This window comes from Flavobacterium sp. KACC 22763 (assembly GCF_028736155.1).
GTDB lineage: Bacteria > Bacteroidota > Bacteroidia > Flavobacteriales > Flavobacteriaceae > Flavobacterium.
On record NZ_CP117879.1, the window covers coordinates 3836836 to 3855176 of the forward strand.

Sequence of the window (18341 nt, forward strand, 5' to 3'; positions counted from 1 at the left end):
AAGCCTTTCTAAGCCTAAAATTGGAGCAAGAATTAATTTTTTGCAAACATTATTTTTAAAAATCAGAATATGTCTATATTTGCACAAATTAACGCAACACACACATGAAATATAAAAGAATTCTTCTTAAACTTAGCGGAGAAGCCCTAATGGGTGATTTACAATACGGTATTGATCCGAAAAGATTAGGCGAATATGCAGATGAAATCAAGCAGATTCACGACAAAGGAGTAGAAATTGCTATTGTTATTGGAGGAGGAAATATTTTTAGAGGCGTTGCCGGAGCAAGCTCAGGAATGGACAGAGTGCAAGGAGATTACATGGGAATGCTTGCAACTGTAATTAACGGAATGGCTTTGCAGGGCGCTCTTGAAGATAAAGGAATGAAAACGCGTTTGCAAACTGCTTTAAAAATGGAATCTATTGCAGAACCATACATTAAAAGAAGAGCTGACCGACACCTTGAAAAAGGCAGAATTGTAATTTTTGGAGCTGGAACCGGAAATCCATATTTTACAACTGATACTGCTGCAGTTTTAAGAGGTATCGAAATCAATGCTGATGTTATCTTAAAAGGAACTCGCGTTGATGGTGTTTACGATTCTGATCCAGAAAAAAATGCTTCTGCAGTGAAATTTGATTTTATTTCGTTTGACGATGTAATCAAAAAAGGATTGAATGTAATGGACACTACTGCGTTTACATTAAGCCAAGAAAATAAATTGCCAATCGTTGTTTTTGATATGAATAAAATCGGAAACCTTTTGAAGATTTGCGAAGGCGAAAATATCGGAACTGTAGTAAATATATAGTCATCAGTAACAGTTTTAAAGTCGCGCAAGACTATAACTGAAAACTGAGAATGAAAACTGAAAACTAAAGAAAAAATGACTGAAGAAATAGACTTTATTTTAGAAAGTACTGAGGAATCAATGAACGGTACTATTGCACACTTAGAGAAAGAATTTCTTAATATTCGTGCAGGAAAAGCTTCTCCAGCTATGCTTGGAGGTGTTTTTGTTGATTATTACGGATCTGCAACACCGCTTTCTCAAGTATCTAAAATTAGTGTTCCAGATGCTAGAACAATTACATTACAGCCATTTGAAAAAAATATGCTGCAAGCAATTGAAAAAGCAATCTTAATCGCTAACATTGGTTTTAACCCAATGAATAATGGAGATATGGTAATCATTAGCGTACCGCCATTAACAGAAGAGCGTCGTCGTGATTTAGCAAAACAAGCAAAATCTGAAGCTGAAGATGCTAAAATTGGTATTCGTAATTCTCGTAAAGATGCTAATACTGACATCAAAAAATTAGAAAAAGAAGGAACTTCAGAAGATATCTGTAAATCTGCAGAAGAAGAAGTTCAGAACTTAACAAATGCTTACATTAAAAAAATTGATGAGTTATTGGCTGCAAAAGAAGCCGAAATCATGAAAGTATAAGTAAGATTTGGTTATAAAATAAAAATCCGTCTGGTTTATTACACCAGACGGATTTTTTTATTGCTATTTTTGCATACGAAAATTAATTTCTTTTCGTTTTTGAAACTATATCATTCTGTATGAAGCTATTTTGTTTTTTGACTTTGTTTTTTACGCTTACTCTTCAGGCGCAAATTCAAATAAACGGAATCGTAACCGATTCAAACAACAAACCACTTCCGTTTGCCACCATTACCACTTCAGAAAACAATAATACGATTACAGATGTTGACGGAAAATTCATTTTTAAAATCAGTTCCTCTGCAACATCACTTACGGTTTCTTATATAGGTTTTCAATCAAAAACTATTGCTTTAATCAACAGCAAAACCTTTTATTCAATAGCGCTTTTACAGCAGACCGATGATTTACAAGAAGTTGTGGTTTCTAATGAAAATCCTGCTCTCACGATAATAAAAAAAGTTATTGCCAGCAAAGCAATAAACGATCCGCAGAAAAAGCTCAATAATTTTGAATACAAAACCTATAACAAACTTATTGTAACGGCCAATCCAGATTCGATCGACGGTCGCATTGATACTTCTGCGGCTTATAAAGATTTAAACAAAAAAATCATCAACATCGATTCTTCCGATTATAAGTTTAAAGAAATTGTAAGCAAACAACACTTATTTCAAACCGAGAAAGTTTCGCAATATCAATTTGGAAACAACAAACTGAAGGAAACTGTTTTAGGAACAAAAATCGCTGGTTTCAAACAGCCTATTTACGAAGTTCTTGCCTTCAACCTTCAATCTATTTCGATTTATGATTCTAATTATGAATTATTCGAAACCAAGTACGAAAACCCGATTTCCAAAAATGCTCCTTCAAGTTATAACTACAAACTTTTAGATACTGTTAGCATACGAGGCCGTGATGCCTACATGATTTATTTCAAAAACAAATCAAAACACAGAACAACTGGGTTAGAAGGAGTTTTATATATTGACAAAGAAAATTACGCTGTCGCGAAAGCGGTAATGCGAATAAAAGGCGTTTTGGACATCAGCGGTATTCATGAATTTGAATATATTCCGAAAGAAAAAATCTGGTTTCAGAGCAATACCACTTTTAAAATTGTAAAAGGAAAAAATGATGATGATATTCGTATTTTAGGCGGTACCATTCAATTTGATGGAGATGTTGAGGACAATTTCGAACGAAGAAAAAAAGTGGCTTCAGACTTTACCTATCTACTTTCTGAAAGCAATAGTTTTGATATTCGCGTAAATACTGACACCCCAATAAAAAGCCCTTCGCTTTATATCGAAATTAAAGACGATGCGGCCAAAAAACCTGAAAGTTTCTGGGAAGCTTACCGAAAAGAAAATCTAGACTTAAAAAGCCAAAAAACCTACTTATTATTAGACAGTCTTTCTGTTCGAAATAGGATTGAAAAACGATTAGGAATTGGCCGAAAAATCATTAACGGCTTCTACCCAATTGGTCCTATCGATTTAGATTTAAAAAAGATCATAAGTTATAACAATTACGAAGGCTTTCGTCTTGGTATAGGCGGTATTACAAACGACCGTTTGTCTAAATATTTCCGCGTTGAAGGCTACGGTGCTTACGGAACAAAAGATGGCGTTTTTAAATACAGCGTTGGCGGAGGCGTTCTGTTAGACAAACATACCAACACTTGGTTTAATGGTTATTATGCCGATGATGTTCGAGAGATAGCGAGTACTGTTTTTAGCGTTGATAAACGTGTTTTTAAAATTTATGATCCTCGTCCCATCAACATTAGTACTTTTTATGAATATGTTGGATGGCGTGCCAATGTTCAAACCAAATTTATTCCGAAAACCGAGGCTGTTTTAGAACTTTCAAGAAATTATATCGAACCAAAATTCGATTATCTCTATAATCTAAACGGAAAACTGTATTCTAATTATATTATGACCACAGCAATGCTTTCTATTGTTTGGGCGCCTTTCAGTAATTATATGCAGACTCCGACGGGAAGAAACGAAAGCGATAAAAAATTCCCGAGGTTTACTTTTCAGTATACTCAATCTCTGCCGAATGTTTTTGAAAATGATTTTACGTTTAGCAAAATAGATTTTAAAGCTGAATACGAAAAACAATATTTAAACCGTCAGAAAACAGGTTTGCTTTTACAAGCTGGTTTAGCAATGGGAGATGTTCCTATTACTCATTTGTACAATACGGCTCCAAACAACTTAACAAAGGAAACTGTTGTTCAGCGTATCACTTTTGCGGGTAGAAATTCTTTTGAAACCATGTATTTTAATGAGTTCTTCTCGAGTCAATACTTAATGTTTCAAATCAAACATGGTTTTGACCGATTGACACTTTTCAAAAAAGTAAGGCCATCGTTAGTTTTAGTTACAAGAATGGCTTGGGGAAGCATGGAAAAACCAGAACAGCACGTTGGTCCAGCTTACAAAACTTTAGATAAAGGTTATTATGAATCGGGATTAGAATTGAACAGAATTTTTAAAGGTTTTGGTTTGGGAGGTTTCTACAGATACGGACCAAATCAGTTAATGAGGTTTGAAGACAATATTGCGGTTAAGATTTCTTATGTTCTTGATTTAGGACTATAATAATTAAATCTCAATTTTAAAATTCCAAATTCCAAGTTGGGAAATTCCAAATTCCAATCTGAACGCAAAATTAACACGACGTATATCTGTAGAGACGCACTGCAGTGCGTCTAACCCATGATGATATTCGTTGCGTAGACGCACTGCAGTGCGTCTCTACAGAATATTGGAACGAAATAAAAAATCCCAAACTCCAACAATCAATTGGAATTTGGGATTTTAAAATTTTAGAATTTCAACTTTTATGGTTTCAGAATCAAAACTGATGGAGAATTATTTAGCCAAATACTTTGAGATTCTATAAGTTTTTTCCAGCTTTCTAGACTGATGATCATCAAATCTTGGCTTTCTAAAAACTCTTTCTTCAAGGTTCTGTCATTCATAATCATGATGTGATTTGGGGCAATCTGTTCAATAGAACGAATGGTTTCTTGAATTTCTCTTGTATTTTTCACTTCTCCACCAGCATCTAAAACTGTAATCTGAGAACCGTTATTATTGATTAGTTTTTTAGCATAATCAATTAAAAAAGCATCCTCTTTATTAAAAACAGGAATAAAAACTTGATTGACTTCTTCTAGATCTTTTTCAATAAAAATTCCAACTGGCATTTTAGCTTTAGCAATAATGTGTCGCGTTCTTTCATCAAATGGAGAATTTTCAAACAATCCTTCTTTTCCTGTAAACTTATCAATCAAACGATCTGGATTTACAATTCTGGTTGTAAAGCCAAGAATTTTTCCAAGCAATGTTCCGTCAAAAATAGATTGTCCTAAACCAATTAGCAGTAAATCATATTCGCCTTGATTTGCAGTATCAATAATATCCGAATCAATATCATTAGAAACTTTAAACAAACTTACCACATTCTGATTCAAACGTTGTGATTCCTCAATTACAGGAACCAGCATTTTGCGTTCGTGTTCTTTAATATCAAAAGAATGCACTTCTGTACTTAAAGACAAATGCATTGCTGTCACAATAGAATTGTCTCCTTGTTTTTTAACTAAACTATTTGCAATTTGAAGCAATTTTTTACCTCTTTCTGGAGTAGCAAATGAAAGCAGAATCTTATACTTGCTTTTGGTTCCAATTTCTTCCGGAACGGCTGTCGCTTTATCTTTAAAAATAAATCCGATAAAATCTAATGCAGGACCTGTCATAAAAGTAGTCACCAGTGCCATAATTACCATCATAGTAAAAATCTCAGTAGATAATACTCCCAAATCATAACCAATATTTAAAACCACCAATTCCATTAAACCTCTAGTGTTCATCAAGGCTCCAATAGACAAGCTGTCTTTCCAGTTCTGCCCCATAAATTTCGCCGCCAAAGCACTTCCGAAGAATTTACCAACTACGGCAACCAAAATGATCAAACCAGTAATTTTCCATAATTCAGGATCATTCAATAATCCGATTTGTGTACGTAAACCAGTAAACACGAAGAACAGTGGCAACAAAACAATAATCGAAACGTCTTCAACTTTTTCAATAAATATATTTCTGAATTTGTTGTTCTCTGGCATAATTGCTCCAGCCAAAAAAGCTCCAAATAAAGCGTGAATTCCGATTAATTCTGATGCATAAGCAGAAATTAAAAGTGTAATAAAGAAAATCGCAACAACAGGTTTGTTCAAACTTTCGCGCGTTGCATTCAAATCTCCAACTCTTTTTAAGAACGGACGAACGATTTTAAGCATTATAATGACATACAAAATCGCCATTCCAATTACATACAATGAGCTCGCAAGCGAACCTGCTTTTACAATGGCAATAACAACCGCCAAAATACACCAAGCCGTAATATCGTCTGCTGCGGCGCAAGTAATGGCAATAGTTCCAAGTCTAGTCTTTTGCATACCACGTTCTTGGACAATTCTAGCTAAAACTGGGAAAGCAGTAATACTCATGGCAATTCCCATAAACAATCCGAAAGAAGAAAATTCAACTCCCATTGGAGCATAGATTTCATAAATAAAATAAGCTAATGATAATCCCAAAGCAAACGGAATAACAATACTCGCGTGACTGATGACAACTGCATCATGCGCTTTATTTTTTAGCACTTTCAAATCCAATTCCATTCCAATAACAAACATGAAAAGGATTAAACCGATTTGGCTTAAAAACTGTAGATTGCCTAAAGATTCTTTTGGAAATAAAGCCGCTGAAAATTCCGGAAAATACATTCCGACCAAAGATGGCCCTAACACAATTCCGGCAATCATTTCACCAATTACAGAAGGTTGTCCTATTTTTCTAAAAAACCAGCCAAATAATCGTGCGACTAAAATTATGGTAATAATCTGTGCCAATAAAATGGCCAACGGATGCTGTAAATTATCAACCATAGAATGAAGAAAGTCTTTCCAGTGATTGCTTTCAACACTCTTTTTTACAATATTGCGTCCCACTTCTAATGAAACACCTTTTGAAATTACCCAATATATCAGTGCTGTAAAACCACCAATAATTGTTACATAGAATAAAGAGTTCTTAATGTTATTCATAACTCGTTCTTTTAATTTATTGCAGCAAATATCAGAACTGAGTTTTAAGTGAAAAAGCAAACTTCCTGTTAATTTTCAATGTATGTAACAAGTCGGAAAAACTTTGTAATAAGTTATAAAAATGATTGTCATCCTGAGCGAAGTCGAAGGCTTAACACTCTGCATCGGGCTTCGACTCCGCTCAGCCTGACAGAAAACAATTTGTTTTAAATGGCTATAATTTTACCTTTTTCAAAAAATCAGAACGATAGGTTTCGCTTAAGATTAAAGCTATATTTTTATTATTTTCTTCTAAATGATGAAGCACAATTTCGTTATGGTTAAAAAATTTTATAGCCTTTACTGCTACAATTTCTTTTTTATTAATTCTACAAAAATCGGCATCGGGCAATTCTTTCAAAAGCGTATCAAATTTTACGTTTTTTAAATTCAGAAAACTTCCATCAGCAAGCAAAACTGTTTTGTCGCGACTATCGCTTATAGCAGTTGTTATATATTGAATTTTGTTAAAATACAGCAGCGTTTTTCCTCTGTCTGTATTAAGCTGTATGAATTTTTTATCTGAATTTGATTTTTCAAAACGTTCAAAAGCTTTTGCAATTGCTTTTTGCAGACGTTCCAATTTTACTGGTTTTGTAATATAATCTACTGCATCAATATTAAACGCTTCGGCTGCATATTCTTTATAAGCCGTACAGAAAATCACCAATTTGTCTTGCAATTTTTCAGCCAGATGCAATCCGTCAATTCCTGGCATTTCGATATCCGAAATCAGCAGATCAAAATCTAAATCGGGAATATCAGACAAAAGTTTTTCAGGATTATTAAATGTTTTCACGATTTCCAATTCTGGAATTTGCTCGCAAAGCATTTTAAGGTAAGTCAATCCCGGAATTTCATCGTCCAGAAGCAAGCATTTCAGTTTTGTATTCAAGTAAATCTATTTTTAGATGAGCAATATAAACGTCATTTTCTATAAACTTGTCAAGTTTGAAATTATTCTTGTAAATAATTCGCAGTCGATGTTCTAAAGTAGCGTGGCCAAAACCGCTTCGTTCTTTTTTTAATACTTTTTTATCAGAGATTTTATTGGAAACCGTCATAAAAAAAGCATTGTTTTTAAATTCAAAAACTACCGAAATAAAAGCATCTGCACTTTGTAAGTCAGCATGTTTAAAAGCATTTTCAATTAAATCAATCGAAATTAAAGGCGCCAGCAAAGGCTGATCGTACAATTTGTCTTCCTGATGAATGTTGGTTTTGACTTTAAGTTCAAAAAGCGGACTGATTTTAATTTTATTGATTTCGATTAAATTCATCGCAAAATCAATTTCTTCTTTGGCCGTTACAAATTTCTTTTTGCTTTCGTACAAAATATAATCTAAAACATTTGCCAGCTTATCTAGAGCAAAATACGTCTGATACGCATGCGACTGAATCGAATTTAGAATATTCTTAAACAAATGTGGATTCAGTTTTGATTCTAAATTTTCCAATTGCAAATCATTGACTTTAGATTCTAAGGCATAAAAACTTTTTTCTGCATCTTCTTTTGCTTTTTTGGTTTGCATTAATTGATACACCATAAAACAAATGATGACAACTAAAAGCAATAGAATTGCCAGAAAAATAAAAGTGGTTGTATTGTTTTGCTGCATTTGTGTGTTTTTATATTTAAGTCAAATTCAAGAATAAAATTACTGAATCTGCTTCAATCTGTTGAATCTGCGTGAAGCTTTTTCACTAAGAAAACAACTCAATCTAAATTTTCCTAAAATCTAAATTGTTTGCAAATATGAGAAAACCTAACGGTTTACAAATAAAACAAGGCAAATTATAGCCAAAACAGCACTATCAAATTTGTGTTAACGTTAAGTAAAATAGAACGGAATATTTATGATTTCGAGCACTTTTCACTACATTTGCATCCATTTTTAAAGATTTTATGAAAAACACTGTCCAAGTTGGATTTTGGGAAAAACTTGCCCGAATTATACTTAAAAACCGAATTACGATTCTGGTTATACTTTCTGCTTTAACTCTTTTCTTTGGTTATCAGTGGAAGAATCTTTCTATGACTTATACTGAAGCTAACTTGCTTCCGAAAGATCATATTGCAAATAAAGATTATCAAAAATTCTTAGACAAATTTGGCGAAGAAGGAAACTTAATTGTTATTGGTTTTAAAGATCCTAAATTCTTTACACCAAAAAATTATGCGGCTTGGACCGAATTGATGAACGGTTTGAAAAAAGCCAAAGAAGTTGATTTGGTAATTTCTTTGAATGATTTAAAGAAACTTGAAAAAGATACTGTAAATCAGAAGTTTGTTCTAGCACCATTTATCGAAGAAAGCAAAGCTCTTGACGCTAATTATTTAAAAAGTGTACAATATGATTTGTTTCACAATCTTCCTTTTTACGAAGGATTGTTGTTTAACAAAGAAAGCGGTAGCGTTCGCTCTGCTATTTATATGAACAAAGCCCTAGTAAATACGGCAGAAAGAAAAACTTTTATCTTAAATGATTTAGTTCCTAAAATCGATAAATTCGAAAAAACAACTGGAATCGATCTTAAAGTTTCGGGAATGCCATACATCCGTACAATCAATGCGGATAATATGAAAGGTGAAATCGGACTTTTTATTGGAGCGTCTTTATTGACCGTTTCTCTGATTTTCTTTTTCTTTTTCCGTTCTTTCAGAGCTACTTTTATTTCGATCTGCATTTTAATTGTCGGAGTAACTTGGTCGTTTGGAACACTTGGATTATTTGGTTATAAAATCACGATTTTAACAGCAATTATTCCACCGCTGATTATCGTAATCGGAATTACTAACTGTATTTTCCTGATTAATAAATATCAACAGGAAATAAAACTGCATAACAATCAGGCAAAAGCTTTACAGCGTGTGATTTCAAAAATTGGATCTTCGACTTTGATGACCAATTTGACCGCTGCGATTGGTTTTGCAACTTTGATGATTACAGGAAACGAACTTCTTTTTGAGTTCGGATTAGTAACTTCTATCAACGTGCTTTCTGTTTATACTTTGACACTTTTTATCGTGCCAATTATTTACAGTTTTATGCCATTGCCAAAAGAAAAGCACTTATATCACTTAGACAAAACGTACATTTCGACACTTTTAAACACAGTTACAACTATCGTTAAAGGCAAAAAAACAATTGTTTATTGCATTTACGCTGTTCTATTTCTTGTGAGTTTAAATGGAGTGAGACAAATGAAAGTATCAGGAAGTTTAATTGGTGAAATGCCAAAAAGCGCTTCTTTCTTTAAAGATATTTTATTTTACGAAAAAGAATTCAACGGTGTAATGCCTCTTGAAATTATGATTGACACCAAAAAGAAAAAAGGTATTATGAAACCGTCAACCATTCGTAAAATGGATGAATTGCAGAATACTATTTCTGAAATTCCAGAATTGGCGAAACCAGTTTCTGTTGTAAACTTGGTTAAATATGCAAAACAGGCTTTCTATAACGGAAATCCTGAGTATTATCAATTGCCAACTTCACAAGAGCAGACTTTTATTTTGGGTTATGCTAAAAATGCAACCAAAAACAGCAAAGAAAACTTAATGAAAGCGTATGTGGATTCGACTGGACAATATGCCAGAATTACGACTTTCATGAAAGATATTGGGACAGATGAAATGGCAAAAGTAGAAGGAAAACTTCGCAAAAAAATTGATGAAATTTTCCCTAAAGACCGTTATGAAGTTACGATTACAGGAAAAGCTTTAGTTTTCCAGAAAGGAACAACTTATCTGGCGCATAACTTAATCGAATCATTATTGTTTGCGATTGCAACTATTGCGATTTTGATGCTGTATTTATTCCGTTCGTTCAAAATGGTAGCAGCTTCTTTGATTACGAATATTTTACCGCTTTGCATTACTTCAGGACTAATGGGTTATTTTGGAATTCCATTAAAACCATCAACGATTCTGGTATTCAGTATCGCTTTCGGAATCTCGGTGGATAATGCAATTCAGTTTATGGCGAAATACAAACATGATTTGATGCAAAACAAAGGAAAAGTGAAGAAATCGGTTTTCAGCGCCTTGAGAGAAACTGGAGTAAGTACGTTCTATACTTCTGTTGTTTTGATTTTAGGTTTTGCGACTTTCACATTATCAAGCTTCAGCGGAACTATTGCTTTAGGAGGATTAATTTCTTGTACTTTGGTTTTTGCAATGTTTGCTAACTTGGTGGTATTGCCTTCGTTGGTTTTAACTTTTGAGAAGAAGAAAACAAGGAAAGAGGAATTGGAGAGTTTGGAGAAGTAATTTTCTTTCCATATAAAAAATATCCGCCACGAATTCACCAATAAAAAACAAAAAATTCGTGAATTCGTGGCTTATAAATTCACACGAATACAAAAGTCAATCAAGTATGAAAAGGATTATATTGGTCATTCTTATATTGAGTATAAACTCAACATTCTCTCAAAATTATGTTGCGAATTTAAACTTAGCATCAACTCAAAATTATTTTGAGGGTAAAAATTTATACTGCAAATCTGAGAATCCTGAAGCAATGAAAATTTTCAATGGCGGGATTGAAATTCTTTATCTAAACAAATCTTTAGACAAAAAATATCTTAAGATTACATCAAATATCTTTTTCGATGCATATAAAAAAGACACAACATTTTGTGATGCTTTGTTTTTTGCAGGATACACACTAAGATTACTAAACGACAAAAATGCGTTGGCACTTTATATTGCTGCTGATAGCTCTTACCATAAATCGTTTGAATTTAAAACCAACTTAGCCGCAGAATGTTTAAGATATGGCAATGAAAAAACGATTAAAATTGCCAGAAAAAAATATACCGAAATAATTAAATTATTTCCAGAAAGTCCTGAGGGTTATTACGGATTCGCACTTACTTCACCCATTCTAGGAGATTACGAAAAAGGATTAGAAAATATAAATATTGCTGTTGAAAAATACAAAATCATAAATCCAAAATTAAAGGATGATGTGATTTATTTACAAGGAATTTTACTTTCAATGAATAATAGGCATAATGAGGCTTTGGAAAACTTAGACAAAGTTTATTCTTCGTATAAAAAAGATTTCAATTTTAAAGTTTATTATTCTCTATCACTTTTAAAAGTCTCTCAAGAAAAGAAAGATGACAAAATGAAAAAGAAGGCATTAAGCATTTATGAAAAAATAGATGAGAAAGATCAAATTCCTAAGGAAGTAAAAGACCAATTAGTGTTTTCTTAATTGTAGAATTACTAGTTCGATTTCTCATTCCTCGATAATGACAAATTTATTTCAAAAACTTCTTTTGGAACCAAATGCCCTAGCCCCGATCGAAGCGACATCCTTTCTATTTTTTCTTTAAAAATAGAAAGATATAGCGAAGAGCGGGAAACAGCTTCAAAAATTAATTATTATCGATTATATTTGCAGTTGTTCAAAACGAATATTATTTAATATCAATTATATATAAAAATGAAACACACAAAAGTTAGAGACTTATTAAACAGTACGACGACGTTACAGGAAGTGAATGCAAAAGGTTGGGTGAGAACTTTTAGAAATAATCAGTTCATCGCTTTAAATGACGGTTCTACAATTAATAATATTCAATGTGTTGTTGATTTTGAAAATACACCAGAAGAGACTTTAAAAAGAATCACGACTGGAGCTGCGGTTTCTGTAATTGGAACTTTAGTTGAAAGTAAAGGTGCGGGTCAGAAATATGAAATTCAAGTAAACAAACTTGAAATTCTTGGAGATTCTGATGCTGAGAAATTCCCAATGCAGCCTAAAAAACACTCTTTAGAATTTTTACGTGAAAACGCTCACTTGCGTGTACGTACAAATGCTTTTGGTGCGATTATGCGTGTGCGTTCGGTATTGTCTTATGCGGTTCACAAATATTTTCAAGATAAAGGTTTCGTTTATGTAAACACGCCAATTATCACTGGAGCTGATGCTGAAGGTGCAGGAGAAATGTTCCAAGTAACTTCTTTGCCATTAGATAACCTTCCTAAAAATGAAGAAGGAAACATCGATTTCAAAAAAGATTTCTTCGGAAAACATACCAACTTGACAGTTTCTGGACAATTAGAAGGAGAAACTTTCGCTATGGCTTTGGGTCAGATTTATACTTTTGGACCAACGTTCAGAGCAGAAAACTCAAATACTTCTCGTCACTTAGCAGAATTCTGGATGATTGAGCCAGAAGTTGCTTTCAATGACCTTGATGACAACATGGATTTGGCTGAAGATTTTATTCAATACGTAATTAAATATGCTTTAGACAACTGTAAAGATGATTTGAAATTCTTAGAAGGAAGACTTCTTGAAGAAGAAAAATCAAAACCACAGACTGAAAGAAGCGAAATGGCTTTGTTAGAGAAATTGAACTTCGTTTTAGAAAACAACTTCAAACGTGTTTCTTATACAGAAGCAATTGACATTTTAAGAGATTCAACTCCAAATAAAAAGAAGAAATTCCAATATTTAATCAACGAATGGGGAGCTGACTTACAGTCAGAACACGAGCGATTCTTGGTTGAAAAACACTTTAAATGTCCGGTAATTTTATACGATTACCCAGCAAACATTAAAGCGTTTTACATGCGTTTGAACGACAACACAGAACCAGGAAGAGAAACAGTTCGTGCAATGGATATCCTTTTCCCTGGAATTGGAGAAATCGTTGGTGGTTCTGAAAGAGAAGAGCGTTACGATGTTCTTGTCGAAAAAATGGAAAAGCTTGGAATTGACAAAGAAGAATTATACTGGTACTTAGATACTAGAAGATTTGGATCGGCAACTCACGCAGGTTTCGGTTTAGGATTTGAGCGTTTAGTATTGTTTGTAACAGGAATGACAAACATTAGAGACGTAATTCCTTTCCCAAGAACTCCTGGAAGTGCAGAGTTTTAATCTGAGGTTCTAAGGTACTTAGGTACTAAGATTCTAAGGTTTAAACATATAATAAAATTTGTTTCAGGTTTCAAGTTTCAAGTTGTGGCACGTTCTTCAACCTGAAACTTGAAACTTGAAACTTTTAACAAAATCAAATGCTAAAGCAATTTTTAAATTTAAAATTATCCCAAAAATTATCTCCACAGCAAATTCAGCTGATGAAGTTAATTCAATTGCCTACGCAAGCTTTTGAACAGCGTTTATTAGAAGAAATGAACGAAAATCCGGCGCTTGAAGCTGGAAAAGAAGACGATTACGAAGCTGATGAATACGCTAATGAAGACTATGACGATTATGATGATGCAGAATCTGACAGAATCGAAGCAGACGACATTAATATTGATGAATATCTAAGCGACGACGATACACCTGATTATAAAACTCAGGTAAATAATTATAGTGATGACGAGGAACGCGAAACGCCATTTGCAGCTCCTATAAGTTTCCATCAGGATTTGATCAATCAGTTGAATACTTTTATTTTGAATGATGAGGAACGCGAAATCGCTGAATTCCTTGTTGGAAGTATTGATGATATGGGTTATATCCGAAGAAGTATTCCAGACATTGTAGACGATATGGCTTTTACTCAGGGAATCTACACTGATGAAGCAATGGTTGAAAAAATGTTGACGGTAATTCACGAACTTGAACCTTCAGGAGTTGGTGCGCGTGATTTACAGGAATGTTTATTGCTTCAGTTAAAACACAAAACACCAACTGAATATGTTGATTTAGCAATCGACATTATCGAAAATCAGTTTGATGCTTTTACGAAGAAACATTACGATAAACTTTTACAGAAATACAGCATTTCTAACGAACAGCTTAAAAAAGCAATTCATGAAATTGAAAGATTAAACCCAAAACCGGGTGGTTCTTTTGCTGGAAACAATAAAGTTACAGAAAACATTGTTCCTGATTTTGCCATTAGAATTGCAGATGGCGAATTAGAATTAACCTTAAACGGAAGAAATGCTCCTTCCCTGCACGTTTCTAAAGATTATCAGGAAATGATGCAGACGTATAAAGAATCTCGCGATAAATCGACTGCGCAGAAAGATGCGGTTCAGTTTATCAAACAAAAACTAGATTCTGCTAAATGGTTTATTGATGCCATCAGACAGCGCCAGGAAACACTTTTTGTCACTATGAATGCAATTATGCATTATCAGGAAGAATATTTCTTAGACGGCGACGAAACCAAGCTAAAACCAATGATCTTAAAAGACATTGCAGATATGGTTGGTTTGGATATTTCGACAATTTCACGTGTGGCAAACAGCAAATATGTTGAAACACCATACGGAACTAAATTGATTAAAGAGTTTTTCTCTGAAGCTATGAAAAATGATCAGGGTGAAGATGTTTCGACTTTAGAAATTAAAAAAATTCTTCAAAACACAATTGAGGAAGAAGATAAGAGGAAACCGCTTCCAGATGATCAACTTGCAGAAATCTTAAAAGAAAAAGGATATCCGATTGCGAGAAGAACAATTGCTAAATACCGAGAACAACTTGATATTCCCGTCGCGAGAATGAGGAAGAAGATTTAAGGTTTTAACCATATAAGAGCTCTAAGTTCATTTAAAACAACAAACCCGATAGTTTAACTATCGGGTTTTATTTTTTTATTGAAGTAAGAAATTCCGAAGGAGTCATAACTGGAATTTCTGAATTTTTAAAATCTTTTTTATTTCTGGTTATCAATACATTACATTTATGATGTAATGCACTAAAATACTGGACAGCATCTTCGAAATCATTAAAGTTTGAAATGAGACTTTTATCAATTACAATTTCATCAATAGCAGAAACTTCGCATATAAAACGAAATTTTCTCAAGGCTTCCAAAACAACTTTCTTTTCAACCACTTTTGAAATTACATAAACCGTATTTACAAAAGACAAAGATGAGCTTGCTAACCTAAAATTTTTATTTTCTGCAAGTGAGGCTATCATTGCAATATCATTAAAAAAGGGTTCTCGTTCTCCTATTAAATCAATTAAAACATTTGTATCTAAAAACAGCTTCATTACTTATATTTTTCAGACAAGTAGTCTTGTCTATCTTTTTTATAGTCAAAATCATTGTCAATTTTGCCTTTTCCAACTGCAAGACTTTTCACAAAAGCGCTTATTTCACAATTCTCAGAAGTACTATCTTTTTCAATTATTGTTTTTAAATAATTTTCGACCAAAAGTGACAAGCTGTGCTTATGTTCTGCAGCATATATTTTGGCCCTATCGATAACGTTTTTATCTAGTTTCAATGTTAATTTCGCATCCATAATTTTTATATTTATTCTATACGTACAAATATACAAAAAACATCCGTGCACAATTAAACCCGACAGGTTTCAGAAATCTGTCGGGTTTAATTATTTTAAATCATCTATAAACCTTTATTTATACTGATCAGGTAATACTTTTATATCAAACAAAAAAACTTTCTTTTTGTCACTGTAGCTATAAACCAGAGTATAATCATTTTCTCTGAATACCTGAAGTCCTGTATTTGCTTTTGCAGTACTTAAAAGACTTTTCTTAATTTCTTCTTGAATTACATTTACCTCAGCAGTTTTTTTCATCACATTCAGCAATGTCAAATTGTACTGAACTGTTTTTTCTTCATGCAGACTTACACTGTCCAAACGAATACCTTCCTGAATATTCAAAGGACAGCTTTTATTATATTTTGCAATTAATTCTACTACTTCAGTATTTACTTCATCTTCTTTTTCGCCTAGGTAAAATTGAAAATAAGCTACGAAAGCAACAGCAATTCCAATTAATACTAACAATAAAACAGTCGATTTTCTCATATTTTGTAATGTCTTTGTCATGGCTTATAATTAAGTAAAACAATCTATTTTTCGTGATTCTTTTTCATTGCTTTAAAATACGCTGCACGGCTAAGTGGTTCGTACTCTTCTGTTTCTCCAAGCATAACCAATTTATCGTTATCCGTTTTTCTAAAACTATAATTGGCTAAATTTCCAGTTCTAGTACAAACGGCATGAACTTTCGTTACATATTCTGCTGTCGCCATCAATCCAGGCATTGGTCCAAACGGATTTCCTTTAAAATCCATATCCAAACCAGCCACGATTACACGAATTCCTTGATTAGCCAAATCGTTACAAACTGTAATAATTTCGTCGTCAAAAAACTGCGCTTCGTCAATACCGATCACATCACAGCCTTGCGCCAAAATCAAAATATTGGCAGCTGCTGGAACTGGAGTTGAGCGGATTTCGTTGGCATCATGAGACACCACCATTTCGTCATGATAGCGGGTATCAATAGCAGGTTTAAAGATTTCGACTCTTTGTTTGGCAAATTGGGCGCGCTTTAATCTTCGGATCAGCTCTTCGGTTTTACCCGAAAACATTGATCCACAAATAACTTCAATCCAACCAAATTGTTCTTTGTGATTTACTGTATTTTCGAGAAACATTTTGTATTTTTCTACCTTTAAAAATGAATAGTTTTTATTACTTTGTACTGGCAATAAATTGATGTAAAAATGTACTGTTTTACATTTTTTCAAAAGTAGAAAATTTTTAGCAAACCTTAGATTCGCGAAAGCGTATTAACAGAAATAAAAAATTATCTTTTGAATTTCCTTGAGAATAGAGACATTCAGACATCAAATACACTAAAATACCTTATTCACTATAATTTTCAACAGTTATGAAAAAAAAATTGGAAGCTGATTTAATTAGCATTGCACATCGAATTTTAAAACTTAAAAACAAATCCGATATCAATCAATTGTATCTTGAAACTCAGAAATTATATGAGAAATTAGCGGTATTAAAATTTGTAGAAGAGAATTTCGACGCTGTAAAACCAACAATCGGCCAAAATGATATTGTTGCGGAATTGGAAACGATTTTTGAAAAAGAAGAAGACACAACTCCTGCTGTAATTGAACTTGAAGCACCAGCTGAAGAAAAAGTTATTGCACTTGAAGAATCGTACGAACCTGAAATTTCAGAGGAAAAACCAGCAGAAATTGTTGAAGTTGCTGAACCAATCGCTGAAGTTGAAGAACCAATAATAGAAGAAATTATTGAACCAATCATTGCTGAAATTGAAGCTCCAATTATTGAAGAAACTATAGAACCAGTTGCTGAAAAAATAATTGAACCAGAAATTGAAATAGAAGAAACCAAAAATCCTGTTGAAGAATTTTCGTTTACAACTGTAAATGAATTAAAGCCTATTCCGGATTTCAAACCTGCCTTCGAATTAGAAACTGAGGCAATAGAAGAAGAAATTAAAGAAGAACCAAAAGCTGCGACTTCTGCTCAGCCAACAATTTTGTTTGAAGATTTCGGAATTAATTATGCCGATGCGCAATTCGTAAAAGTAGATAGTTTTGAGGCTGTTCCGCCAGTAAAAACTCCTTCGATTAGCGATTTTAAAGAAGAAAAAAAGGACGAGAAAAAAGTCGAAACTGCTATTCTTGAAACTCCAGTTCAGCCAAAATCGGTAAGCTTAAACGAAAAACTGGCAAGAGGTTTTCATATTGATTTAAATGATAGAATTGCTTTCACTAAAAATCTTTTCGGAAATAGTACAGAAGATTATAGCCGTGTTTTAAACCAATTAATGACTTTTGATTCTTATAGCGAAGCAAAAGATTTTATCGAAGACATGGTAAAACCTGATTATAATAATTGGGAAGGAAAAGACGATTACGCAGAACGTTTTATGGGAATTATTGAGAAAAAATTCTCGTAAAACAAAACACAAATTTCACAGATTAAG

15 protein-coding genes are annotated in these 18341 nt (G+C 33.2%); 8 read left to right on the top strand and 7 right to left on the bottom strand.

The features are described from left to right. The first annotated feature begins 104 nt into the window (after window positions 1–104). The 3 genes from pyrH (at window position 105) to PQ463_RS16040 (ending at window position 4066) form a co-directional block, all read left to right on the top strand. Window positions 105–812: a UMP kinase gene (gene pyrH / locus PQ463_RS16030; RefSeq protein ID WP_008465141.1), complete on the top strand. Its 708-nt coding sequence runs from the start codon at window positions 105–107 to the stop codon at window positions 810–812. Between the two features lie 75 nt (window positions 813–887). After that, window positions 888–1451, top strand: coding sequence for a ribosome recycling factor (frr, locus tag PQ463_RS16035; RefSeq protein WP_111425131.1), 564 nt, complete (start codon window positions 888–890; stop codon window positions 1449–1451). A 119-nt stretch (window positions 1452–1570) separates the two neighbouring features. After that, window positions 1571–4066: a DUF5686 family protein gene (locus tag PQ463_RS16040; RefSeq protein ID WP_274254524.1), complete on the top strand. Its 2496-nt coding sequence runs from the start codon at window positions 1571–1573 to the stop codon at window positions 4064–4066. A gap of 242 nt (window positions 4067–4308) precedes the next feature. Here the strand turns inward: PQ463_RS16040 and PQ463_RS16045 are convergent, their stop codons facing one another. The 3 genes from PQ463_RS16045 to PQ463_RS16055 all read right to left on the bottom strand — a co-directional run bounded on the left by PQ463_RS16045 (window position 4309) and on the right by PQ463_RS16055 (window position 8237). Next, window positions 4309–6579 carry a cation:proton antiporter gene (locus PQ463_RS16045; RefSeq protein ID WP_274254525.1) on the bottom strand — a complete coding sequence of 757 codons (2271 nt, stop codon included), beginning with the start codon at window positions 6577–6579 and terminating at the stop codon, window positions 4309–4311. Between the two features lie 214 nt (window positions 6580–6793). Next, window positions 6794–7513 (bottom strand): LytR/AlgR family response regulator transcription factor, encoded by a 720-nt coding sequence (locus PQ463_RS16050; RefSeq protein ID WP_274254526.1) that lies wholly within the window; start codon window positions 7511–7513, stop codon window positions 6794–6796. Then, entirely contained in the window at window positions 7476–8237 is a 762-nt protein-coding gene (locus PQ463_RS16055; protein WP_111377428.1) for a sensor histidine kinase, read from the bottom strand. Before PQ463_RS16055 ends, PQ463_RS16050 begins: the two co-directional genes overlap by 38 nt. A 287-nt stretch (window positions 8238–8524) precedes the next feature. Between PQ463_RS16055 and PQ463_RS16060 the strand changes: the two genes are divergently transcribed. From PQ463_RS16060 to rpoN, 4 genes are all read left to right on the top strand, one after another. Beyond that, the gene (locus tag PQ463_RS16060) at window positions 8525–10891 is read left to right on the top strand and encodes an efflux RND transporter permease subunit (RefSeq protein ID WP_274254527.1); all 2367 of its coding nucleotides are present in this window, start codon (window positions 8525–8527) and stop codon (window positions 10889–10891) included. A gap of 106 nt (window positions 10892–10997) precedes the next feature. Then, window positions 10998–11843: a tetratricopeptide repeat protein gene (locus PQ463_RS16065; RefSeq protein WP_274254528.1), complete on the top strand. Its 846-nt coding sequence runs from the start codon at window positions 10998–11000 to the stop codon at window positions 11841–11843. A gap of 231 nt (window positions 11844–12074) precedes the next feature. Then, window positions 12075–13520 (top strand): asparagine--tRNA ligase, encoded by a 1446-nt coding sequence (asnS, locus tag PQ463_RS16070; RefSeq protein WP_274254529.1) that lies wholly within the window; start codon window positions 12075–12077, stop codon window positions 13518–13520. A gap of 137 nt (window positions 13521–13657) precedes the next feature. Then, window positions 13658–15118, top strand: a complete 1461-nt coding sequence (gene rpoN / locus PQ463_RS16075; RefSeq protein ID WP_274254530.1) for an RNA polymerase factor sigma-54 — start codon at window positions 13658–13660, stop codon at window positions 15116–15118. Between the two features lie 67 nt (window positions 15119–15185). Here the strand turns inward: rpoN and PQ463_RS16080 are convergent, their stop codons facing one another. The 4 genes from PQ463_RS16080 to PQ463_RS16095 all read right to left on the bottom strand — a co-directional run bounded on the left by PQ463_RS16080 (window position 15186) and on the right by PQ463_RS16095 (window position 17022). Beyond that, window positions 15186–15599 carry a type II toxin-antitoxin system VapC family toxin gene (locus PQ463_RS16080; RefSeq protein WP_274254531.1) on the bottom strand — a complete coding sequence of 138 codons (414 nt, stop codon included), beginning with the start codon at window positions 15597–15599 and terminating at the stop codon, window positions 15186–15188. Beyond that, on the bottom strand, window positions 15599–15853 hold the full coding sequence (locus tag PQ463_RS16085) for a DUF6364 family protein (protein ID WP_274254532.1): 255 nt from the start codon (window positions 15851–15853) through the stop codon (window positions 15599–15601). The genes PQ463_RS16080 and PQ463_RS16085 overlap by 1 nt, the downstream gene beginning before the upstream one ends. Before the next feature lie 114 nt (window positions 15854–15967). Further along, the gene (locus PQ463_RS16090) at window positions 15968–16408 is read right to left on the bottom strand and encodes a DUF8479 domain-containing protein (RefSeq protein WP_274254533.1); all 441 of its coding nucleotides are present in this window, start codon (window positions 16406–16408) and stop codon (window positions 15968–15970) included. Between the two features lie 23 nt (window positions 16409–16431). Beyond that, on the bottom strand, window positions 16432–17022 hold the full coding sequence (locus PQ463_RS16095; RefSeq protein WP_066033411.1) for a thymidine kinase: 591 nt from the start codon (window positions 17020–17022) through the stop codon (window positions 16432–16434). Between the two features lie 236 nt (window positions 17023–17258). Between PQ463_RS16095 and PQ463_RS16100 the strand changes: the two genes are divergently transcribed. Beyond that, on the top strand, window positions 17259–18314 hold the full coding sequence (locus PQ463_RS16100) for a DUF8457 domain-containing protein (RefSeq protein WP_274254534.1): 1056 nt from the start codon (window positions 17259–17261) through the stop codon (window positions 18312–18314). Window positions 18315–18341: the final 27 nt, after the last annotated feature.